Source organism: Buttiauxella izardii, assembly GCF_003601925.1.
GTDB classification, from domain to species: domain Bacteria; phylum Pseudomonadota; class Gammaproteobacteria; order Enterobacterales; family Enterobacteriaceae; genus Buttiauxella; species Buttiauxella izardii.
Genome location: NZ_QZWH01000006.1, coordinates 165302 through 188153 on the forward strand (window position 1 = coordinate 165302; position 22852 = coordinate 188153).

At 52.2% G+C, this 22852-nt stretch carries 22 protein-coding genes; 10 read left to right on the plus strand and 12 right to left on the minus strand.

The window, feature by feature from the left end:
* Nucleotides 1-16: 16 nt before the first annotated feature.
* Nucleotides 17-1951 carry a protein kinase YeaG gene (yeaG, locus tag D6029_RS03955; protein WP_120063517.1) on the minus strand — a complete coding sequence of 645 codons (1935 nt, stop codon included), beginning with the start codon at nucleotides 1949-1951 and terminating at the stop codon, nucleotides 17-19.
* Between the two features lie 426 nt (nucleotides 1952-2377).
* On the opposite strand from yeaG, the gene D6029_RS03965 reads away from it, so the two are divergent.
* Both D6029_RS03965 and D6029_RS03970 read left to right on the plus strand, forming a co-directional pair.
* On the plus strand, nucleotides 2378-3127 hold the full coding sequence (locus D6029_RS03965) for a MipA/OmpV family protein (protein ID WP_120063519.1): 750 nt from the start codon (nucleotides 2378-2380) through the stop codon (nucleotides 3125-3127).
* 78 nt (nucleotides 3128-3205) lie between these two features.
* Nucleotides 3206-4057: an aldo/keto reductase gene (locus D6029_RS03970; protein ID WP_120063520.1), complete on the plus strand. Its 852-nt coding sequence runs from the start codon at nucleotides 3206-3208 to the stop codon at nucleotides 4055-4057.
* On the opposite strand, the gene D6029_RS03975 is transcribed toward D6029_RS03970, so the two are convergent.
* Nucleotides 4054-4941 (minus strand): D-hexose-6-phosphate mutarotase, encoded by an 888-nt coding sequence (locus D6029_RS03975; RefSeq protein WP_120063521.1) that lies wholly within the window; start codon nucleotides 4939-4941, stop codon nucleotides 4054-4056. The genes D6029_RS03970 and D6029_RS03975 overlap by 4 nt on opposite strands.
* 76 nt (nucleotides 4942-5017) lie before the next feature.
* Entirely contained in the window at nucleotides 5018-6013 is a 996-nt protein-coding gene (gene gapA, locus D6029_RS03980; protein WP_120063522.1) for a glyceraldehyde-3-phosphate dehydrogenase, read from the minus strand.
* 346 nt (nucleotides 6014-6359) lie between these two features.
* On the opposite strand from gapA, the gene msrB reads away from it, so the two are divergent.
* Together msrB and D6029_RS03990 are read left to right on the plus strand one after the other, a co-directional pair.
* Nucleotides 6360-6773, plus strand: a complete 414-nt coding sequence (gene msrB / locus D6029_RS03985) for a peptide-methionine (R)-S-oxide reductase MsrB (protein ID WP_120063523.1) — start codon at nucleotides 6360-6362, stop codon at nucleotides 6771-6773.
* 42 nt (nucleotides 6774-6815) lie between these two features.
* Complete coding sequence (locus D6029_RS03990) at nucleotides 6816-7091, plus strand: YeaC family protein (protein ID WP_115631853.1); 276 nt, start codon at nucleotides 6816-6818, stop codon at nucleotides 7089-7091.
* Nucleotides 7092-7136: 45 nt separating this feature from the next.
* On the opposite strand, the gene chiD is transcribed toward D6029_RS03990, so the two are convergent.
* From chiD to sppA, 4 genes are all read right to left on the minus strand, one after another.
* Entirely contained in the window at nucleotides 7137-8408 is a 1272-nt protein-coding gene (gene chiD, locus D6029_RS03995) for a chitinase ChiD (RefSeq protein WP_120063524.1), read from the minus strand.
* A 175-nt stretch (nucleotides 8409-8583) separates the two neighbouring features.
* Nucleotides 8584-9213, minus strand: a complete 630-nt coding sequence (gene pncA / locus D6029_RS04000) for a bifunctional nicotinamidase/pyrazinamidase (protein WP_120063525.1) — start codon at nucleotides 9211-9213, stop codon at nucleotides 8584-8586.
* A gap of 9 nt (nucleotides 9214-9222) precedes the next feature.
* The gene (gene ansA / locus D6029_RS04005; protein ID WP_120063526.1) at nucleotides 9223-10239 is read right to left on the minus strand and encodes an asparaginase; all 1017 of its coding nucleotides are present in this window, start codon (nucleotides 10237-10239) and stop codon (nucleotides 9223-9225) included.
* 215 nt (nucleotides 10240-10454) lie between these two features.
* Nucleotides 10455-12305, minus strand: coding sequence for a signal peptide peptidase SppA (gene sppA, locus D6029_RS04010; protein ID WP_120063527.1), 1851 nt, complete (start codon nucleotides 12303-12305; stop codon nucleotides 10455-10457).
* Nucleotides 12306-12464: 159 nt separating this feature from the next.
* Between sppA and D6029_RS04015 the strand changes: the two genes are divergently transcribed.
* From D6029_RS04015 to D6029_RS04030, 4 genes are all read left to right on the plus strand, one after another.
* Entirely contained in the window at nucleotides 12465-13016 is a 552-nt protein-coding gene (locus D6029_RS04015; RefSeq protein ID WP_120063528.1) for an NAD(P)H nitroreductase, read from the plus strand.
* Nucleotides 13017-13134: 118 nt separating this feature from the next.
* Nucleotides 13135-14178, plus strand: a complete 1044-nt coding sequence (gene selD / locus D6029_RS04020) for a selenide, water dikinase SelD (RefSeq protein ID WP_120063529.1) — start codon at nucleotides 13135-13137, stop codon at nucleotides 14176-14178.
* Between the two features lie 4 nt (nucleotides 14179-14182).
* Nucleotides 14183-16171 carry a DNA topoisomerase III gene (locus D6029_RS04025; RefSeq protein WP_120063530.1) on the plus strand — a complete coding sequence of 663 codons (1989 nt, stop codon included), beginning with the start codon at nucleotides 14183-14185 and terminating at the stop codon, nucleotides 16169-16171.
* Entirely contained in the window at nucleotides 16098-16379 is a 282-nt protein-coding gene (locus tag D6029_RS04030) for a DUF1496 domain-containing protein (protein WP_120063531.1), read from the plus strand. The genes D6029_RS04025 and D6029_RS04030 overlap by 74 nt, the downstream gene beginning before the upstream one ends.
* On the opposite strand, the gene D6029_RS04035 is transcribed toward D6029_RS04030, so the two are convergent.
* A complete protein-coding gene (locus D6029_RS04035) occupies nucleotides 16339-16761 on the minus strand; it encodes a pyrimidine (deoxy)nucleoside triphosphate diphosphatase (RefSeq protein ID WP_120063753.1) in 423 nt (140 codons plus the stop codon). The genes D6029_RS04030 and D6029_RS04035 overlap by 41 nt on opposite strands.
* Before the next feature lie 64 nt (nucleotides 16762-16825).
* On the opposite strand from D6029_RS04035, the gene D6029_RS04040 reads away from it, so the two are divergent.
* Both D6029_RS04040 and D6029_RS04045 read left to right on the plus strand, forming a co-directional pair.
* Entirely contained in the window at nucleotides 16826-17395 is a 570-nt protein-coding gene (locus D6029_RS04040) for a carboxymuconolactone decarboxylase family protein (RefSeq protein WP_120063532.1), read from the plus strand.
* Nucleotides 17388-18005, plus strand: a complete 618-nt coding sequence (locus D6029_RS04045) for a CDP-alcohol phosphatidyltransferase family protein (RefSeq protein ID WP_120063533.1) — start codon at nucleotides 17388-17390, stop codon at nucleotides 18003-18005. The genes D6029_RS04040 and D6029_RS04045 overlap by 8 nt, the downstream gene beginning before the upstream one ends.
* A 95-nt stretch (nucleotides 18006-18100) precedes the next feature.
* Here the strand turns inward: D6029_RS04045 and D6029_RS04050 are convergent, their stop codons facing one another.
* The 4 genes from D6029_RS04050 to D6029_RS04065 all read right to left on the minus strand — a co-directional run bounded on the left by D6029_RS04050 (nucleotide 18101) and on the right by D6029_RS04065 (nucleotide 22838).
* On the minus strand, nucleotides 18101-19396 hold the full coding sequence (locus D6029_RS04050) for a rhodanese-like domain-containing protein (protein ID WP_120063534.1): 1296 nt from the start codon (nucleotides 19394-19396) through the stop codon (nucleotides 18101-18103).
* Nucleotides 19397-19480: 84 nt separating this feature from the next.
* On the minus strand, nucleotides 19481-20104 hold the full coding sequence (locus tag D6029_RS04055) for an ATP-binding cassette domain-containing protein (RefSeq protein WP_120063535.1): 624 nt from the start codon (nucleotides 20102-20104) through the stop codon (nucleotides 19481-19483).
* Nucleotides 20104-21672 (minus strand): ABC transporter permease, encoded by a 1569-nt coding sequence (locus D6029_RS04060; RefSeq protein WP_120063536.1) that lies wholly within the window; start codon nucleotides 21670-21672, stop codon nucleotides 20104-20106. Before D6029_RS04060 ends, D6029_RS04055 begins: the two co-directional genes overlap by 1 nt.
* A complete protein-coding gene (locus tag D6029_RS04065) occupies nucleotides 21669-22838 on the minus strand; it encodes an ABC transporter substrate-binding protein (protein WP_120063754.1) in 1170 nt (389 codons plus the stop codon). Before D6029_RS04065 ends, D6029_RS04060 begins: the two co-directional genes overlap by 4 nt.
* Between the last annotated feature and the right edge of the window lie 14 nt (nucleotides 22839-22852).

Below are 22852 nucleotides of genomic sequence, written 5' to 3' on the forward strand. Positions count from 1 at the left end.
ATCTTTGACTCAGCCGTTATGAAGATTTGCGCACTCGCAGATACCATTCGCACAGCAGGCGAACTTGTTTGCGGGTGTAGCCTTTCTCCATCATACGATCAACAAAGTCATCGTGTTTTTTCTGCTCGTCGGTCGAGGTTTTGGCATTGAACGAGATAACGGGCAGCAGCTCTTCAGTATTCGAGAACATTTTCTTCTCGATGACGGTGCGCAGCTTCTCGTAGCTGGTCCAGTTAGGGTTACGACCATTATTGTTGGCGCGAGCACGCAGCACGAAATTGACGATTTCATTACGGAAATCTTTCGGGTTGCTGATGCCTGCCGGTTTTTCAATTTTTTCCAGTTCCGCATTCAGGGATTCACGGTCAAACAACTGGCCGGTATCCGGGTCGCGGTATTCCTGATCCTGAATCCAGAAATCAGCGTAGGTTACATAACGGTCGAAAATGTTTTGCCCGTACTCTGAGTAAGATTCGAGATATGCCGTCTGAATCTCTTTACCGATAAATTCAGCATATTTCGGGATCAGGTAGCCTTTCAGGTGCTCGAGATATTTCTCCGCCACATCTTGCGGGAATTGCTCGCGCTCGATTTGCTGTTCCAGAACGTAGAACAAATGCACCGGGTTGGCGGCCACTTCTACGTGGTCAAAGTTGAACACGCGGGAGAGGATTTTGAACGCAAAACGCGTCGACAGGCCATTCATGCCTTCATCCACGCCAGCGTAATCTCGATACTCCTGGTAAGATTTCGCTTTCGGATCGGTGTCTTTCAAACTCTCGCCGTCATACACCCGCATTTTGGAGTAAATACTGGAGTTTTCTGGCTCTTTCAGGCGTGACAGAATTGAGAAGCGCGACAGTGTTTCCAGCGTGCCAGGAGCACATGGCGCGTGCATCAATTCAGAGTGAGTCAGCAGTTTCTCGTAGATTTTGATCTCTTCGGAAATCCGCAGGCAATAAGGCACTTTGACGATGTAAACACGGTCAAGGAACGCCTCATTGTTTTTGTTATTACGGAACGTCACCCACTCAGATTCGTTGGAGTGCGCCAGAATAATGCCGTTAAACGGCAGGGCGGAGATACCTTCAGTCCCGTTATAGTTCCCCTCCTGAGTTGCGGTCAGCAACGGGTGGAGCACTTTAATTGGGGCTTTGAACATCTCAACGAATTCCATGATGCCCTGGTTTGCGCGGCACAGTGCACCGGAATAACCATAAGCATCAGGATCGTTTTGCGCGTGGTTTTCCAGTTTACGGATATCCACTTTACCGACCAGCGCCGAAATATCCTGGTTGTTTTCGTCACCTGGTTCGGTTTTAGCAATGGCAATTTGCGCCAGAATCGACGGCCAGACTTTTACCACGCGGAATTTGGTGATGTCGCCGCCAAACTCGTGCAGACGTTTTGCCGCCCACGGCGACATAATCGTGCCGAGATAGCGGTTTGGGACGCCGTACTCTTTTTCAAGAATCGAGGCATCTTCTTGCGGATTGAACAGACACAGCGGGTGGTCATTCACCGGGCTGCGTTCGCCATTGGCACTGAGCGTATAAATTGGCACGCGCTGCATTAACGCTTTAAGGCGTTCAGCGAGTGAGGATTTACCGCCACCAACCGGCCCTAGTAAGTAGAGAATTTGTTTCTTCTCTTCCAGACCCTGGGCCGCATGTTTGAGATAGGCAACAATTTGTTCAATGGCTTCTTCCATGCCATAGAACTCTTCAAACGCCGGGTAGCGGGAAATTACCCGGTTCGAAAAGAGACGGGACAGCCGTGGCTCTGTGGCAGTATCCACCATTACGGGTTCACCAATGGCCATCAATAGCCTTTCTGCCGCATTAGCATAGGCACTGCGATCTTGCTTACAAACAGCAAGAAACTCCTGCAGTGTGAACTCTTCGTCCTTGGCAGCTTCATAACGCTGGCGATAGTGATCGAATATATTCATGGCATGCCGTCCTTTCGTTTTTAGCACAGGTTAGAGAGCCGTTCGTATGAGTAATGGAGGCTCCCGGAAGACGTCTCCTGAATCTTGAGCAACCCTTATGCCAACTTGCAGCGTGGCATTTTCAGTGCTGCGTTCAGCGTATTTCATCTTCCTAAAATAAAGCGTAGATGGCATTTGCAAAACTTGCATACGGCCACAAGCCAATTTCAATGACATATCAATAACTCATCCATTTATTTCTCCTTTTGTTGTAAAGAGAAGGCGTTGGCTTCATCTAAGATTCATATAAACGAAACGTCGCTGAAACCCGTTTGAGAGAGTTTGAACGGTTAATCAGAGGTTTCTGAAACGTAAAAAATTTGGGGTGAAAGGAAAGGGGGGTTACACTCTCGTCGCTGATTATTTGATTAAAGGACTTAAAAGATTGTGAGCAAATTCAAAATTATTACTTTGGGGGCGCTAATTGCCTCTTCTTTTTCTGCTGTTCATGCCGCAGATGGCCCATGGTCTTTAGGGGCGGCAGCCCTGGTTACACCGAACTTGTATAAAGGCGATCAGGACCGTGTGTATCCGGTACCGATGATCGGTTACGAAGGTGACAGTTTCTACTTGCGTGGACTGACTGCGGGTTACTACTTGTGGAATGATCAGACCGATAAGCTGTCTATTACTGCCTATTATTCGCCACTGTTTTTCCGCGCCAAAGACAGCGACCGTCACGATATGCGTCAGTTGAATAACCGGTACGCGACGCTGATGGCGGGGCTTTCATACGCTCATTACACCCAATATGGGTTCCTGCGTACGGTGTTGGCTGGTGACACGCTGGACAACAGCAACGGTATTACGTGGGACACGGCGTGGTTGTATCGCTACACCACCGACCGCCTGACCCTCACACCGGGTATCGGGATCACGTGGAGCAGCGAAAACCAGAACGAATACTATTATGGCGTGAGTAAAAATGAATCCGCGCGCAGTGGCATGAGTTCTTATGATCCCAATGATAGTTGGGCGCCGTATGTTGAGTTGTCTGTGAACTACAAGCTGACAGATAACTGGAATGTGTTCGGCATGGGTCGCTATGTTCGCCTGGCGGATGAAGTCACCAGCAGCCCGATGGTAGATAAAGAGTGGACCGGCATTTTAATGACGGGTATCACGTATAGTTTCTGATAGTGCAGTTAATGTCTTGATGCGGGGCGCTTGCGCCCCGTTTGCATTATTGTGGTGCAACAGTTCTGGAGGGATGTCATGGCAAAACAAATTCTCTTTTCTGATTCAAAACCAATACCGGCCATCGGGCAGGGCACCTGGTACATGGGCGAAAACTCAGCCCAGCATGTTGACGAAGTCAATGCATTGCGAGCAGGACTCGATCTTGGTTTAACGCTTATCGACACCGCCGAAATGTATGCCAATGGCGAAGCTGAAAAAGTAGTGGGTGAAGCTATCTCTGGCCGACGTGACGAGGTTTTCCTCGTCTCGAAAGTGTATCCGTGGAATGCCGCGGGGCAGAGCGCTATTACCGCCTGCGAAAATAGTCTTAAGCGGCTGAAAACCGATTATCTCGATCTCTATTTGCTGCACTGGCGCGGAGATATTCCTCTGGAAGAAACCGTCAGCGTGATGCAACACCTTATTACACAGGGGAAAATTCGCCGTTGGGGGGTATCCAATCTTGACTACAGCGACATGCAGGAATTATGGAATGTAGCGGGAGGGCGAGAATGCGCCACCAATCAGGTGCTTTACCATCTGGCTTCACGCGGCATTGAGTATGATTTACTGCCGTGGTGCCAGCAGCAAAATATGCCGTTAATGGCCTACTGCCCATTGGCGCAAGCAGGACGTTTGCGTAGTGGATTGATGAATGATCCGGCTCTTAACCATCTCGCTCAGCAAAAAGGCGCGACTGTTGCACAACTATTGTTAGCCTGGGTTATTCATCACGATGGTGTGATAGCGATCCCGAAGGCGGGAAGTGTGGCGCATGTAAAAGAAAATGCCGCAGCGCTGGAAATTGAGTTGAGCCAGGAAGAGATTGAACTGATGGAAAAGGCGTTTCCGGCACCGGGCCGTAAAACGCCTTTAGATATGGTTTAAGCTTTTTTCGCTACACGCAGTGTTGCCGCTAAACGCGCTGGTTTGTCAGCCGTTGCTTTTTGCGGTGCGCTGGCACACGCCGTTTCTACGCAAACAAAAGTCTTATAACCCTCGTCTGGCATATCCGCCATAGAGGCTGACAGTGCCGGGCCTGGGTTCCAGCCAACGACGTTGATGTGGTGATGGTGAACCACATCGATAGTGCGATTCAGGCTGGCATCATGAATAACGCTGCACTCTTCTGGTTCCAGATACACACGGTCAGTGCGATCCGGGAAGGTCTGCACGCCATCGGTTAACTCGCCGAGAGAAGCGTTCAGCACTTTATCAATATATTTGTTGCCCAGCCCACTCACTTTCACATCGGCGATATCGCCAACATTGAAGTAAGTATGCAGTGCAGAGTTCACTTCAAACTCGCCGTGTGCTTCCAGTTCCATCTCACAGGTTTTACCCAGTTTGTAACGTGCGTACAGGGTAAAGTCATGTGGCCAATATTTGCGAGTCGCATCGCTGCTTGGCAATTCGAAAGTCAGTGAAACACCGCTTTCATCTTCATTGTGTGCAGTCAGTGTCCACGGCAGGTTACGGGCAAAACCGTGCGCTGGCAGATTGGCTTGTGCGCCTGGGCCAAACCATGGCCAGCAGATTGGCACGCCGCCACGAATCGCTTTACCGTCCTGGAATGGAGTGTTGTCGCTCAACCACAGCACTTCTTCTTCACCAGCCGGTTTCCACGACAGCAAATGTGCACCTTGCAAAGTAAAGGAACCGCGAGCTTGTGGATGGTCAACTACGATAGCTTCCAGTTCATCAATCTGGCGACGAGACACGGAAGGGGTGATTTGTTCAATAACCGGAAGGGCAAAAATTTTATTAATCATTGGTTCAACCTATCGATCAAAGGCGAAAAAAAAGGGCGACCGTAGTCACCCTTCAGGATTAATTACTCATCTCAACTTATTTAGAGATGTGAGCAATCAGATCCAGTACTTTGTTTGAGTAGCCAGTTTCGTTGTCGTACCAGGAAACCAGTTTCACAAAGTGGTCGTTCAGTGCGATACCTGCTTTAGCATCGAACACAGAAGTACAGATTTCGCCGTTGAAATCAGTAGATACAACGTCGTCTTCGGTGTAACCCAGAACGCCTTTCATTGGGCCTTCAGAAGCCGCTTTGATTGCTTTCTTGATTTCTTCGTAAGACGCAGCTTTTTCCAGACGAACGGTCAGGTCAACTACAGACACGTTTGGAGTTGGAACGCGGAACGCCATACCAGTGATTTTACCGTTCAGCTCTGGCAGTACAACGCCTACAGCTTTAGCAGCACCGGTAGAAGATGGGATGATGTTCTGAGCTGCGCCACGACCGCCGCGCCAGTCTTTGTGAGACGGGCCATCAACAGTTTTCTGAGTAGCGGTAGTTGCGTGAACAGTTGTCATCAGACCTTCGATGATACCGAAGTTGTCGTTGATAACTTTAGCCAGTGGAGCCAGGCAGTTAGTGGTGCAAGATGCGTTAGAAACGATATCCTGGCCAGCATACTTCTCGAAGTTAGCACCTTTAACGAACATAGGAGTGCTGTCTTTAGAAGGACCAGTCAGAACAACCTTTTTAGCGCCAGCAGTGATGTGCTTACGAGCAGTTTCGTCAGTCAGGAACAGACCAGTTGCTTCAGCAACTACGTCAACGTTGACTTCGTTCCACTTCAGGTTAGCCGGGTCACGTTCTGCGGTAACACGGATAGTTTTGCCGTTAACAACCAAATGGCCGTCTTTGACTTCTACAGTGCCGTTGAAACGACCGTGAGTTGAGTCGTACTTCAGCATGTAAGCCATGTATTCAGCGTCTAACAGGTCGTTGATTGCAACGATCTCGATGTCAGAACGTTCCTGAGCAGCACGGAAAACAATACGGCCGATACGGCCAAAACCGTTGATACCTACTTTGATAGTCATATATTCCACCAGCTATTTGTTAGTGAATAAAAGGTTGCCTGTAAAATTACAAAAACCTTACTCAGCGTCAAGCGGAATCGTGTCAATCATTGCGACAAATCAATCCTATGGACATCATTTGAACGACTGAACCGCCTCGCGCTTCCCTTTTGGCTCTTTAGCCATATGGGGACGATGCGAGGAATTTTAAAGATCAATTCCAACAAGAATGTGACGGTGATCACAATTGACGCTGCGTTAGAAATTCAGGGCTAAGTTTAGAACAAAAAAGAGCACGGCGTTGTTAATTTTTTGTTAGAATCATGCTGTTATCAGTTACAGTACCCACGGCACGAGATGTACGCATATGGCAAATCAATTACCTCCTGATTCATCTAAAAAAAACCTGTCTGAGATGCAGTTTTATGTCACCCAGAAGCATGGCACCGAGCCTCCGTTTTCAGGGCGTTTACTGCATAACAAACGTGATGGTGTTTATCACTGCCTGGTCTGTGATGCGCCGCTGTTTATGTCCGACTCTAAGTACGACTCAGGCTGCGGCTGGCCTAGCTTCTACGAGCCGGTCAGCGACAATGCCATCACCTATATCAAAGACTTCACACATGGCATGGAACGGGTAGAAATCCGTTGCAGCAATTGTGAAGCGCATTTAGGTCATGTTTTCCCGGATGGCCCGCAGCCAACCGGTGAGCGTTACTGCGTAAATTCAGCGTCGTTAAACTTCACCGATGATAAAAACGGTGAACAAACTGAAGGCTGAAAAATCGATTCAGCAAATTATTCCACAGGAACTTGCCGCATGATGAACCTGGATGAAATGTTAGACACAATGACACCGGAAGTTTATCAACGCCTGGTGACTGCCGTTGAGCTGGGAAAATGGCCTGACGGTGTGGCGCTGACGCCTGATCAAAAAGAGAACAGTTTGCAATTGGTGATGATGTGGCAGACGCGTCATAACACCGATCCGCAGCATATGACCATCGGCACTGATGGCAATATCGTGATGAAGAGTAAGCAGCAGCTCAAAGCCGAGTTCGGTATTGAACCTGCGCCGATTTTGACGGTGAAGCTGTAGGTTTTAAAATTGGGTGGCGCAAAGGCCACCCAACTTAACTTGCTATTAATGCTCGGTTTTAATACCCAAATCTTTGGCTAATTCTTTCGCCAATTTATTGTTGTCATCCGCTCCATACTCCCAGAACATCGCACCGCCCAAACCTTTCGCTTTGATGTACTCCGCTTTGATTGCCACAGAACGCGGGTTCTCATACGAAATCGCGAACAGATCTTTTCCTTCAGCCGACTTAATCGTCAGGTACGGCACATGCGCATCGTCATCCCAGTTTTCCGTAAAGCGCTTTTGCGGATCGTTAAGCATCTTGCTGACGATATCGTTGTATTTCATGTAGCTGTCTTTCGTCAGATCAACGCCCAAAGACATAAACAACGCTTTTTCGGTATCGCCAAAATAGGGTTGAGTGACCGGGTTTTTCGCCGCGTCTGGCTTATCCCAGTCAATACCTGGCTCGGTTGCGCGCTTAGGGATTCGCCCGTAGAAGCCAATGCCGAGGTTCATTTGTTCAGGTTTCAAACCGGCTTTAATGTAGTTATCGACGACATAATTGACATTGTATTTATCAGCCGCAGCCACCGTCGGCCAGGTTTTTGAATCATAAAGATTGGCGTTAAAATATTGCGTGCCGTACGCCATGTCGTAGGTCATCAGATTGATGTAATCCAGCGCTGGCGCGATGGCTTTCACATCCACCCATTCGGTTGGGCTTTTCACATTCGCGCCCACGGCAATGGTCAGGAGCTTGTCTTTGCCGATAGCGGCACGTAGCTCATTAAGCAAAGTCGTAAAATTAGCGCGGTCTTCCGGCAGACTCGCAACCAAACCCCACGCGCCGTTCACCGGATACTCCCAGTCAAGATCGATGCCGTCCAGCCCGTAACGTTTCATCACTTCCTGGGCTGAGCGGATAAACACCGCACGGTTTTCAGCGGTAGCTGCCGCACCGGAGAAGCCACGAGCCCCCCAGCCGCCAACGGATAACAATACTTTTAGCGATGGGTTTTGTTTACGTAAGGCGGGGATCTTTTCAAGGTCGGCCATCACTTTTGGTGACAGCCAAATTTGATGCAGTTTCGACGAGTCTTTCAGTGCGGGATTTGTTTCGTCCTTTTCATCGTTATAAATCAGGCCGAAGGAATAGTTGAGGTGAGTTATCTGGCGCACATCGAGTTTATCAATATCACCGCCAGGCCCGGCAGTCACATCACCACCGCCGTTGAAATAACCTACTGAAAGATAATTGCTTGCCTGAGCCGCTCCGGCACAGGCGATTTGTATCACTGCCAGCAATGGCAGCAGTTTACGCGTGAAAACCATTGTGTCGTTCCTCTTTGACGGGCAAATAAAAGTAAAGCTAAGTTGCTGCATTAATAAACAAATTGATTATGAGAGCGCTCTCAAAAATGAGCGAGCATTAAAAGTTGAGAATGAGAGCGGAATCGAATAAAGAAAGGAGGGCGCTTTCACGCCCCGGGGATTGGGTCAGCGAAATTTAGTAAGTGAAATCAGCCAGTGTCATCAACGTCGCACCGGCCGCCGACATATCCTGGAATGCTCGCAGGCCATCTTGTGGATGCAGATTCACCGCCCGGCAGCCATCCGTCACCACCGTGACTTCATAACCCAGCGACAGGGCGTCGAGCACAGTGAACTTCACGCAATAGTCTGTCGCCAGCCCCATCACCACCAGCTGTTTTATCTCGTTGCGATATAACCAGTCATCAAGCTGCGTTTTCTGGCGATGGCCGTTATCGAAAAACGCGCTGTAGCTATCAATCAAAGGGTTTTCACCCTTTTGAATAACAGCGTCTATCTCCGGCGTATTTAACAACGGATGGAGTTGTGCGCCTTCGCTGTTCTGCACGCAATGATCCGGCCACCAGGTTTGTCGCAATCCGTCGAGTTTACCTTGTGAAAAAGGCTCGGTTCCCTGAACGCTGGCAAAACTCCCGTGATTGCTTGGATGCCAGTCCTGGGTCGCAACTACGGCATCCCCCTTCGCCTTGCAATAGCTTATCAACGCATTTGCGACATCAATCGTGCTATCGCCTTCCTGCACGGCAAGTGCGCCACCCGCACAAAAATCATTCTGTAAATCAACCAATAACAAGGCACGTTTCATGGTTCTTCCTTATTCGTCCGGAGTCAGCTCGCCACGTAAATTGCGCGACATTGCTTCGCGAATGGCCTGCACGTCCAGATTCTGGCTGAGCAAATAATGAAGTTTAGTCAGTGTGGCTTCTACCGTCATATCAGAACCACTGATTACGCCCGCCTGAGCCAACGCATTGCCGGTCGCATAGCCGCCCATATTCACTTTACCGGACATACATTGCGTCAGATTGACCACCACAATGCCGCGCGAGGAGGCTTCTTGTAGCTCTTTGAGGAACGCTCCGTTTTGTGGAGCGTTGCCCACACCGTAAGAGCGCAGAATCAGTGCTTTCACCGGCTGGCGTAAAAAGTTGCTGACCACATCCGCAGAAATCCCCGGATAAATCGTTACCACGCCAATCGGCTGTGGCGTGATGGGGTGAACGATAAGCTCACCGTCACCGTGTGGGGCAGGCGGTGTATTCAGGCGGCGAATGTGAATCCCAGCTTCCAGTAACGGCGCAAGATTTGGCGAAGCGAACGCATCGAAACCATCAGCATGGGCTTTGGTGGTGCGGTTGCCGCGATACAAACGATTATTGAAGAACAACGTCACTTCGTTAATCGGGAAATTTGCCGCCACATATAACGAGTTCAGCAGGTTAATCTGGCCGTCAGAACGCAATTCAGCTAACGGAATCTGCGAGCCGGTCACGATAACGGGCTTGCTAAGATTTTCCAGCATGAACGACAGCGCGGAAGCCGTGAACGCCATGGTGTCAGTGCCGTGCAGAATCACGAAACCGTCGTATTCGTCGTAATGCGCTTTGATGTCATCAGCGATGTGTTGCCAGTCTTCTGGCGTCATATCCGAGGAATCCATTAGCGGCTGATATTCGTGAATCGTGAAATCAGGCATTTCCTGACGGTGGAATTCTGGCATTAACGCCAACTGGCGCTGGAGATGACCGGAAACGGGGATATAACCGTGTTCAGAGCGTTGCATACCGATAGTACCGCCGGTGTAGGCAACGTAGATGGATTTCTTTTGCATGAGAGAACTCAGGGAGTTGGCGTAATGGGGCGCAGTATATACCCGTCATACTTCAAACTGTATCATTGTTGGCTGCGTTTACTTACCCGAATCACTTACTTATGTAAGCTCATCGGAATGCGTTCACTTGCCGCCTCGATGCATTTTGAATTATTGAGGGTATAGGTGGATCGAGGCAAAAAAATCAGCCCGGTAAATACCGGGCTGGATTCAGATTATCGCACATCACCACAGGTGAGGCAGAAAGCGTAGCGGTTCTGCGGGTCGTTCATGGTGCCAAACTTATCGTTTTGCGCTTTAACAGCCAGCGCTGCGTCAGCCAACGGCGCAGGTAAATAAGCCTGCAACGCTTGTGGCAACATGGCGCGCACCGAGCCGCTCATGCTATCGAACACCATATCCAGGAAGCTTGGCTCATCCTGCCAGAAATCCAGATGCCAGGTTTTCACCTTCGCCAGTTCCGCCGCTTTCGCTACCGCATCGTCGAAATCACCGAGGCTATCGACCAGACCGTTCGCTTTCGCATCCTGGCCGGTCCAGACATGGCCTTGCGCGATGGCATCAATTTGCTCTGGTGTCTTCTTACGCGAATCCGCCACCAGGTTCACAAAGCGCTTATAGCCATTTTCGATGGTCAACTGCATCATTTGCTGCACTTCTGGTGGCAATGATTTCGTCACCGCGACATCCGCCAATGGCGAAGTTGCCACGCCATCGGTATGCACGCCAATGGAATCAAGGCTATTTTCAACCGTGTTAATCACGCCAAAAATACCAATCGAGCCGGTCAAAGTATTCGGGCTGGCGACGATATAATCCGCCGGAGTCGAAATCCAGTAACCGCCAGAGGCTGCCATGCCACCCATCGAAACGACAATCGGTTTGCCCGCAGTTCGCGCCGCTTCCAGTTCGTCACGAATTACTTCTGACGCCGTCACGCTGCCGCCAGGGCTGTTGACGCGCAGCACAATCGCTTTCACTTTCGGATCAAGACGCGCTTCGCGAATTTGCATTGCGGTGGTATCGCCGCCGACTTGTCCTGGAGTTTCTTCGCCATCCATAATCGCGCCATTGGCGATAATAACGGCAATCGCATCACCGGTATCAGCCGGTTTTTTCACTACATAGTCGTACATGCTGGTGTAGCTGAAATCTTTGCTCTCTTTATTCCAGCCAAATTGCTTAATCATCGCTTTATCAACGGTCGCGCTGCTGGCGAGTTCATCCACCAGTTTATTGTCCAGCGCGTATTTCGCTGTGTCGCCACCGAGTTTTTGCAGGCTATCCAGCAAACCTTGCGCGCCTGGGAACACTTGCTGCGCAGTTATCTGACGGTTAGCCGCGATAGTGCCCAGGTAGTTTTGCCACAGCTCGCCAATCCAGCGGCTATCAGCTTCACGCGCGGCAGGAGACATATCGTCACGAATAAACGGCTCAACGGCAGATTTGTAAGTGCCGACGCGGAAGATATGCGTCGAGACTTTCAGCTTGTCGAGCAGCGTTTTGTAATAAAGGGAATTGGTCGCAAAACCGTGTAAATCCACCATGCCTTGCGGAGAAAGCCAGATTTTATTGGCAAAACTTGCCAGGTAATATTGCCCCTGGTTGTAGCTATCACCCACGGCGTAAACCGGTTTGCCACTGTCGCGGAACTCGCGTAGCGCTTTACCGATATATTGCATAGAAGGCTGATCGCCACCGGCAAACTCTTTCAAGTCCAGCACAATCCCGGTGATATTGCGGTCGTCTTTCGCCTGGCGAATAGTATCGACCACATCAAACAGCGAGTTTTCCTGTAGGCGATCCGAACTGGCACCCAGTAACTGGCGGCCAATCACGCCCAGTTTATTGCTTACCGAAGGTTTATCGACAACCACCCCGGTGATATCCAGCAATAACGCGCCACGCGCAGGCTCTGCTGGCGCGCTGTTAAGCTGCATCCAGATACCGACGCCCACCAGAACTAAAAGCACTAAAAACAGGTTGAGAATAAACTCTCGAATAAAGTTAAGCAGACGCCAGGTCCACTTAAAAAAACCGCCAATAAATCGCCCAATGGTGCGCATGAATACTCCGTTATTTCTGGCAAGCTGTGTGTGACAGCCAAAGTTACCGCTATCCTAAATACCTCAAGGGCGAAAGTCAGTAGGAAATCTGCCCTGCGCTGTAACAAAATTTACGGCTGTGTTAATTTCGCCGTTAAACCTCATTTCAGGAGTTTTCAAATGGATGCACTCGAACTACTACTTAACCGTCGTAGCGCTTCCCGCCTGGCAGAACCCGCTCCGGCAGGCGACGTGCTGGAAAACATCATTCGTGCCGGTATGCGCGCACCGGATCACGGCACCTTGCAGCCGTGGCGTTTCATTGTGATTGAAGGCGAAGGCCGCGAGCGCTTTAGCAAAGTGATGGTACAAGCCGCCATCGCTGAAGAACAAGACGAAAAGGGTATTGAAAAGGCGCGTACCGCTCCTTTCCGTGCGCCAATGATTATCGCGGTCGTGGCGCATTGCGATGACAACCATAAAGTCCCGGTTTGGGAACAAGTGGTTTCTGCCGGTTGTGCGGTGATGGCGATGCAAATGGCGGCGGTGGCTCAGGGCTATAACGGCATCTGGCGCACCGGGATCTGGACGGAAAGCGAAGCCGTTCGCGATGCGCTCCAGTGCCGTGAACAAGACGAAGTGGTCGGATTCTTGTATCTGGGAACGCCACAACTGAAAGCATCAACGACAGTTAGCGTGCCGGACACCACGCCGTTTGTGCGCAGATTCTAAGCAATCACGCAAAAGCTGTCTGGATTGTGACCAGCAATGGCGCAATTCAGACACTGATACTTACTACTCCCAGGCGTTAGAGTTACCATAGCGGCATTGCCAATGACAGGAGTAGTCCATGAGTGAGCAAACCGTTCGTCTAACCCAGTACAGCCACGGCGCTGGTTGCGGTTGTAAAATTTCCCCGAAAGTCCTGCAAACTATCCTGCAATCCGAGCAGGCTAAATTTGTCGATCCCAATTTGCTGGTCGGCAACGAAACCAGTGATGACGCGGCGGTTTACGATCTGGGCAACGGCACTTGTGTCATCAGCACCACCGACTTCTTTATGCCGATCGTCGACGATCCTTTCGACTTTGGGCGTATTGCCGCCACCAACGCGATTAGCGATATCTACGCGATGGGCGGCAAACCGATTATGGCTATCGCGATTCTCGGCTGGCCGATTAATACACTTGCACCTGAAATCGCTCGCAAAGTGATCGAAGGCGGGCGTTTCGTTTGCCAGCAAGCCGGTATTTCCCTGGCGGGTGGTCACTCCATCGACGCACCAGAACCTATCTTTGGCCTTGCCGTCACCGGGATTGTGCCAACCGACCGCGTGAAGAAAAACAGCTCCGCCACCGCAGGCTGCAAACTGTTCCTCACCAAGCCGCTCGGAATTGGCGTGCTGACTACCGCCGAGAAAAAATCCCTGCTCAAACCTGAACATTACGGCCTTGCCGCCGAAGTGATGTGCCAGCTTAACAAGCCAGGTGCGGAATTTGCCGACATCGAAGGCGTCACCGCCATGACGGACGTCACCGGTTTTGGCCTGCTCGGTCACCTTAGCGAAATGTGCCAGGGCGCAGGCATTCAGGCCGAAGTTTGGTTCGATAAAGTGCCGAAACTGCCGGATGTCGAAGACTATATCGCCCAGGGCTGTGTGCCAGGCGGCACCTCCCGCAACTTCGCCAGCTACGGCTACTTGATGGGTGAAATGACCCAGGCGCAACGCGATTTACTGTGCGACCCACAAACTTCCGGCGGTTTGCTGCTTGCGGTTGAAGCGGGCGCAGAAGACGCGGTTGCCGCCGTAGCTGAAAAAAATGGCATCAAATTGACCGCCATTGGCGAGCTGAAAACCGCCCGTGCAGGCCGCCCGATGATTGAGATTCGTTAGTCTGATGCGTCTGTTTATTGCCGAAAAACCCAGCCTCGCTCGCGCTATTGCTGATGTGCTCCCAAAACCCCATCGCCGTGGTGATGGGTTCATTGAATGTGGGAATGGGCAAGTGGTGACCTGGTGTATCGGTCACCTGCTGGAACAGGCTCAGCCAGATGCTTACGACGCAAAATACGCGCGCTGGAAGCTCGCCGACCTCCCAATCGTGCCTGAAAAATGGCAGTTGCAGCCGCGTCCGTCCGTCACCAAACAGCTTAACGCCATCAAAAAATTGCTCGTTCAGGCCGATGAAGTGGTTCACGCAGGTGACCCGGATCGCGAAGGGCAACTGCTGGTGGACGAAGTGCTCGACTATCTTGAACTCGTGCCGGAAAAGCGTAAACAGGTGCAACGCTGCCTGATAAACGACCTCAACCCACAGGCCGTTGAACGTGCGATTAGCCGCCTGCGATCCAACAGCGAATTTATCCCGCTGTGTGTTTCAGCACTCGCCCGCGCCCGAGCCGACTGGCTTTATGGCATCAACATGACTCGCGCGTACACCATTCTTGGGCGTAACGCCGGTTATCAGGGCGTGCTGTCCGTTGGGCGCGTACAAACGCCAGTCCTGGGATTGGTGGTGCGTCGCGATGAAGAAATTGAAAACTTCGTCGCCAAAGATTTCTTTGAAGTGAAAGCGCATATCGTCACCCCAGCTGATGAACGTTTTGTCGCGACCTGGATCCCCAGTGAATCTTGCGAACCGTATCAGGACGAAGAAGGGCGCTTGTTGCATCGCCCGTTGGCTGAACATGTCGTCGGGCGCATCGGCGGGCAACCGGCCATCGTCACTGCGTATAATGATAAACGGGAATCAGAAGTCGCTCCGCTGCCATTCTCGCTCTCCAGCCTGCAAATTGAAGCGGCGAAGCGCTTTGGTTTAAGCGCGCAGAACGTGCTGGATATCTGCCAGAAGTTATACGAAACCCACAAACTGATTACTTACCCGCGTTCGGATAGCCGTTATCTACCGGATGAGCACTTTGCCGGGCGTCATGCGGTACTGAATGCGATTAGCATTCACCAGCCCGATTTATTCCCCCAGCCTGCGCTGAATACCGATCTGCGTAACCGCTGCTGGGATGACAAAAAAGTCGATGCGCACCACGCGATAATCCCGACCGCGCGTAGCTCCAAAATTTCGCTATCTGAAAATGAATCTAAAGTTTACAACCTGATCGCCCGACAATACTTAATGCAGTTCTGTGCCGATGCGGTGTTCCGCAAATGCACTATCGATCTCGATATCGCCGGCGGCAAATTTAACGCCAAAGCCCGTTTCCTGGCCGAAGCAGGCTGGCGCACGTTGCTTGGCGGTAAAGAACGCGATGAAGAGAACGACGGCACGCCGCTGCCGGTAGTCGCCAAAGGTGATGAGTTGCTGTGTGAAAAAGGTGAGGTGAATGAACGCCAGACCCAACCGCCGCGCCATTTCACCGATGCCACATTACTTTCGGCAATGACCGGAATCGCCCGCTTCGTGCAGGATAAAGATCTGAAAAAGATCCTGCGCGCCACGGACGGATTAGGTACGGAAGCGACACGCGCCGGAATTATCGAACTGCTGTTTAAGCGAACGTTTCTGGTGAAAAAAGGGCGCTACATTCACTCGTCCGATGCAGGGCGCGCGCTGATTCACTCGCTGCCAGAACTGGCTGCAAGGCCGGATATGACGGCGCAGTGGGAATCAACGCTGACGCAAATCAGTGAAAAGCAGTGTCGTTATCAGGATTTCATGCAGCCGCTGGTTAATACGTTGTATGAGCTGATTCACCAGGCGCGAACTAAGCCGGTTCATCATGCGTTCAAAGGCGTTAAAGCGCCTGATGAGCCGAAGAAATCCCGCAAACAATGGGCGAAAAAAGAGGGAAGTGATGATGCAACTAAAAAGCCTGCTCGCCGCCGCCGTGGTGCTGATGGTGAGCCTGCCGGGGATGGCGCAGCGTCTTGATCCGCAGGTCGATATTTCGGTGCCGCCGGAGGTGTTTAACACTCAAGGGCAACGTGCCGCACCGTGCAATCAATGCTGTATCTATCAGGATCAAAACTACTCTGAAGGGGCGGTCGTGAAAGCCGATGGCGGCGTTTTACTGCAATGCCAGCGCGATGAAAAAACGCTTAGCACGACCCCTTTAGTCTGGCGGCGCGTAAAGCCATAAACGCTTCAAGTAATGGAATATCTGCCGGGGCAAGCTCGTAGCCAAATGCCTCGGCAGGTAAACACCACACCAGTTCACTATGGCAAAGCGCCGTTAACTCCCCGCTAAATTCGCTGACATGCCACGCATGCAGGCGAATAATGCGCGCTGAAACTTCCCGCTCATGGCTGGCAACGTAATCGCCCACCACCGCGTTAATCGCCAGTTCTTCTTCTAACTCACGCGTCAGGGCTTGCGGTTGAGATTCACCCGCATCGACTTTGCCACCGGGAAACTCCCACAAACCCGCCTGATCGCCACCTTGCGGACGACGAGCGAGTAAAATCTTATCATTGCGCTCAATGATTGCCGCCACAACATCAATGGTTTTCATGATACTCATCCGTTCTTTCGCTTTGGGCGTGGCATAATACGCGCCATTAAAGATTATCTGAAGATCTTCCCCAATGACGAACAAAACCCCATGGGTGGCACCGCTCGAAAAATTACCCGTCAGTTTAAGGCCCATTGTTTCGATGCAACAAAAGCATTTCGGCTCAGTGCTAAACCCAACGCGCTGGTGGGGGCGCTTTCCGTTTTTGTTCTGGCTGGTGGCGCTGTTTGTCGGTTTTCTGGAACGCAAAAAATCAGGTATTGACCCGGTGGTGCGTTCGCTGGTGATGACGCGTGTTTCCCAACAATGTTGTTGCGAATTTTGCATAGATGCCAATAGCTTACGCCTGGCTGAACGCAGCGGTTCGATGGACAAAGTGTTGGCGGTAGCGAACTGGCGGGAAGAAACGCTGTTTTCCGCTAAAGAACAAGCGGCTCTGGCCTACGCCGATGCGATGACCGCCACGCCGCCGCTTATCAGCGATGCCATTAAAGCCGAATTGAAAACTCATTATGACAATAAATCCATCACCGAATTAACCGCGCTGATCGCTTTCCAGAATCTCTCTGCTCGCTTCAATGCCGCGCTGGAGATTCCGGCACAAGGGCTTTGCGTCACGCCTGCGGAGAAACCGCATGTTTGATAGTTACCTTCACCCACGTATTAAGCCGTCCCTCGAACGAATCGCAGCTGCGTTAGATAAACCGTCAATTACACCCGATGGGCTGACGCTGATTGGCTTTGCTATTGGCGTGCTGGCGCTGCCATTTTTAGCACTGCAATGGTATGGCGCGGCGCTGGTGGCGATTATCCTGAACCGTCTGTTTGATGGTTTAGACGGCGCACTGGCGCGGCGACGTGGGCTAACCGACGCCGGTGGCTTTCTCGATATTTCACTGGATTTCCTGTTTTACGCGCTGGTGCCGTTTGGATTTATTCTTGCCGAGCCCACACAAAACGCGCTGGCCGGTGGCTGGTTACTTTTTGCGTTTATCGGCACTGGCAGCAGTTTCCTGGCGTTTGCGGCGGTGGCGCAAAAGCACCAACTGGATAATCCGGGCTATGCGCACAAGTCGTTTTACTATTTGGGCGGGCTGACGGAAGGCACGGAAACCATCGCGCTGTTTGTTTTGAGCTGCCTGTTTCCGCAGTGGTTTGTCTGGTTTGCGTGGGTGTTTGGTGCGTTGTGCTGGATGACGACGTTTACGCGGGTGTGGAGTGGGTATGAGACGTTGCGGCGGGTGGGGCAGTGATGGTATTGCCCTCACCCCGGCCCTCTCCCCAGGGAGAAGGGGAAAACAGAGCAATCCCCTCTCCCGTGGGAGAGGGTTAGGGTGAGGGAAAAAGATTAATCCGGCTTCCGCTCCCCACTCACCACTGGGTTGTCAGGATTGCTACTCCACTCGTACCAGCCGCCGTCGTACACGCCAACATTCTGCCAGCCCATCGCGCGGGCATACATAAACGTCTCGGACGCGCGCCAGCCGGTGCCGCAGTAAAATGCCACATGCTGATCCGGGGTAATATTCCAGCTTTTCCACATCGCGGCGATATCATCAGCCGAACGCATGGTGCCATCTGGATTGTGGAAATCTTCCATATGTGTGGAGTCGGAACCCGCATGCCCCCAGCGCGCACCGGCAATTTCGCCTTTTGGCTTGATGTAGCTATATCCGCTCGTTATGCCGATAAACTCCGGCCAGGAACGGATACTCACCAAAGATGCGTCTTTACGGCCTAACAGACCGCGCGCCTGTTCGGTGTCGAGCATCAGTTGCGGCTGACCCGGAATGGGCGCACCGAAATCTGGTGCTGGTTTCACATCATTTGGCAAACCGCGCTCAACGGGCAGTTGGGCGTCAGACCAACTCTGCCAGCCGCCATCCAGCAGGCGCACATCTTTCACGCCCGCATACAGCATGATTTGTGCGACACGCGCCGCAGCGTAGACATCACGTCCGTACAGAACCACGGTGGTGTCGTGACGAATCCCGTGTTTTGCCAGCAACGCTTTCAGCTTGTCGTCGGAAACTTTGTTCCACAACGGCTCGCTTTCCACCTCGTTGGTGTCGATGTAATCCGCGCCGGGAATATGGCTCAGCAAATATTGTTTTGGCGCGCCCCATGCGGCTTCGATGATTTTCACTTCACCGGCTGGCTTCGCCGCAACAGGTTTGTTCTGCATCAGGTTATGCAGCCATTGCGGGTAAACGAGCTGCTCGAAATGGGCCATTTTCTGCAAACGCGCAGGCTGTTGCAGAGCGTCGGATAGCAGCGCGATATGCGAATAGCCCAGCTTAGACAGGCGTTCTTTAACCGCTTTTGTCTCAGCGCTTTGGCCGTACAACGCAATCAGGCTGTCCGCTGCGATGTTGTGTTGCTTCGCCCAGACTTGCAGTTGCTCGTCATTCATCATGCCCAACCAACTGGCCGACAAATTCTGTGCCGCAGGTTCATGCCCGCCGACGCCGTGAACGGTTTGCGGCCAGCCGTTATAAAAGGCACTTGGACGGGTATCAATCACCACGCCGTGCTGCGCCTGAAGGTTGGATAAAGTCATCTGCGAAGGCATCTGGGCGGCAAAAGTCATGTGCGCCAACCCGGATAACATCAAGGCGGCGGTTAGTTGAGAAACACGTTTCATCTTATAACCTGAAATGAGGGGAAAAAAGAGCCGCCATTTTGCTCGCATAACGGCGGTGAATCTTTGCGGTAACGCATATTTGGTTCAGAGATTAATAATCTGCCCGGCTGCGGGAATATCTTGCGGATCGTGCGTCACCAGCACCACCGGAATAGCCTGCTGTTGCACTTGCTGCCAGACGAACTGGCGAAACTGTTCGCGCAAAGTCTGATCCAGACGTGAAAAGGGTTCGTCGAGCAATAAGGCTTCCGGTTTTGCCAACAACGCTCGCAACACGCTAATACGTGCTCGCTCGCCGCCAGAAAGCGTTGCCGGGTCGCGGCGGGAAAAATGGGCAAGATGGGCATTTTCTAGCGCCTGTTCAACGCAATGCTGGCGCTGTTCACGGCCTTTAACCGAGGCGGGAAGCGCCATTGCCAGGTTTTGCCCGACATTCAAATGGGCAAACAACAGCGCGTCCTGAAACAGAATGCCGATATTTCGCCGCTCGGTGGGCAGATTATCGCGCCGCTGATGGTTCAGCCACAGCTCGCCTTTGACGCTAAACTCTGGCGATAACGCCCCAATCATCCAGCTTAAAAATGTCGACTTTCCCGCGCCAGACGGCCCCATCAGCGTTAATACTTCGCCGGGGGAAACGGTGAAATTCAGCTTATTAATCAGCGAATGCGAGGCGTTGGAAATCGAGCAATCCTGAACTTTTAGCATCAGCTTAATCCTTGTCGATAATGGCCCATCACTCTGCCCGCCTGAAGTGTGACAATAAACATGATTGCCGGGAGCAACATTTGCAGCAGCGCCTGAATCGCCAGCTGTTGCGGGTCGCCGCCGCTACTGAGCGCCACAGTTTCAGTGGTGACGGTAGAAAAACGCCCGGCCCCGGCATACAGCGTCGGTAAATATTGTGCGACGCTTACCGAAAACCCAACCGCCAGCGTCGCCAGCATCGGGCGCATCAGCAAGGGCAATTTCACCCGACACAAAATCTTCCACGCCGACCAGCCAAAAGTCCGCGCGGTAACCACCAACCGCGCATCAAACTGCTGCCATGCAGGGCGCGCCACCAACAGCATATACGGCACCACCCACAGCAAATGGCTCCAGATCACCCCGAGCCAGCCGCCGTCTTGATTTAGCATTAGCAACAATTGGTATTGCCCGGCGACCAGCGGCAGAGCGGGTAAAAACAGCGGTAGTGCCAGCCAGAGATCAAAACGAGAATCGCCGCCTTCCAGCCACAAAACAATCACCAGTAAACCGGTCAGGCTACTTGCCAGCGCCAGCAAAAGCGTAGTGACTAAAGGCGAAAATTCAGCAGATTGCCAGCCGGAAAACGCGAGCGCATCGGGGAAAAGAGAAGGGTAAAACCAGCCGTCAGAAAACGACCACATCAGCAGCATCGCTATTGCCGCAATGCCTGTCGCGGTCATTAAAAAGCCGATGCCGGAAGCTAGCGGCTGAATATCAACCTGATGGCGTCTACCGGAAAACTTCCCTGACGCGCGGCTGAATAATTTCCACAACGTCCATCCAGTAACGATAAATATTCCCAGTAACACCAGCAATAAAAGCGAGGTCAACATGCCCATTAACACGCGCTGCGGATCGGCGTCGTTCAGCCACTGCCAGGCTAAAACCGCGAGCGTTGGCGGGTTTGCCGGGCCAAGAATAATCGCCACATCTACTACCGAGAGGCTGTAAGCCACGACGGCCATTAATGCCCATTTCAGGCGCGGCAAAAGCTGCGGAACCAACACCCGAACACGACATTGCAGTGGGCCATAACCCAGGCTTTGCGCCACGGTAAGCTGTTGGGAAAGGGTTTGCTGGTTAAGCTGCGAGCTGGCAATCCATAACAAAAACCAGCTCTCTTTGAGTGCCAGTAAAAACCCCAGCCCCACGCCAAATTCATCAAGATGGAAGGAGACACCGCACAATCGCGCCAGCCAGCCATTATCGGCGAATAACAGCAGAAAACCGCTGGCGAAGGCAACATGTGGCAACGCTAAAAGGAGTGGAAGTTGCGCGGTATAACGCTGCCAGCGCGCACCGGGCCACAAGCCGCAAAGAATCAATAAACAGAATGCCAACGCGCCTGCGACGCTGATAACCGTGGAATTCAGCGTCGCCAGCAGCGCGAGCGGCCATTGGTTGTCAGCCCATAACGCCTGCCAGATTTCTGGCAGCAGCGCTGGTTTTGCCATCATCATCAAACCCGGCAACAGCGGGGCGAAAACGCAACCCACCGCCAGCCAGGCTAACAAACGACGACTCATTTCGCCCCGTAACGTTGCAACCACTCTTTTTCCAGAGCATCAACCCAGGCAGCGTGCGGTTCGGGCAAATACGGCACCGCTTGCTGGTGGGCCGGTTTTTGCGCGTCGAGTTGTTCTTTTAACGTTGACGGCAGCGTGGCGCTATCGAGCACCGTGGCATCGCCCCAGATTGCCGGAGTCGCCTTGCGGATTTGTGCTTCTGGTGACATCAGGAAGTTTGCCAGCACCTGCGCGCCAGCCTGCGCATTTGCATTCGCCGGGATCGTCACAAAATGGACGTTGCCCAACATGCCTTGCTCAAAGCCAAAGGCCTGCGCCGTTTTCGGCAGTTGCTTGCGGTCGATTAAGTTATCGACGTGCGCGGGATTGAACGTCACGGAGAACAGCAACTCGCCATCGGCCAGCATTCTGTCCATACGCGCAGGGGATGGCGGGAAGGTTTTGCCCTCGCGCCATAGCAGCGGGTGCAGCTTGTCCAGATAATTCCACAGTGGAGCGGTCACCTGTTGGAACGTTGCAGGATTTGGTGCGCTGCGCAGCGCTTGCGGATCCGCTGTCAGCACAATCAACAATTGTTCGATAAACGCGGTGCCGGTGAAATCAGGCGGGCGAGGGTAGCTGAGTTTGCCGGGGTTTTCTTTGGCAAATGCCAGTAATTCTGCGGCATTACGCGGGAATTTCACATCAGGTTGAATCTTACCAATCAACATCAATTGCGCGCTGCCCCACGGCGCTTCGGCACCGTCAGTCGGCTGCGAGAAATCTTCGCGCACCGGTTTTTTCTGGTCAACGTAGCGCCAGTTCGGTAGTTCCCACGCCCAGCCTTCTTTCAGTAATCCGGCTTGTTTGAGCGTGCGGAAGTTCTCGCCGTTCACCCAAAGTAAATCCACGGAACCATTGGTTTTACGCCCGGCAGCCGCTTCGCTTTGAATGCGTTTTACCGCATCGCTGGCATCAGCCAGGCGCACGACTTTTACCGTCACGCCGTATTGCTGTTTCATCTCGCCCGCTACCCAGTCGAGATAGCTGTTGACCGCCGGGTCGCCGCCCCAGGCGTTGAAATACACCGTCTGACCTTCGGCCTGCTGGCGCAAAGTTTGCCAGTCGCTGCTGGCCGCAAACGAAGTTGTGCTGAGCAGTAGTGAGAATAAAACGGTGTAAACCAGGCAAATTAAGCCGC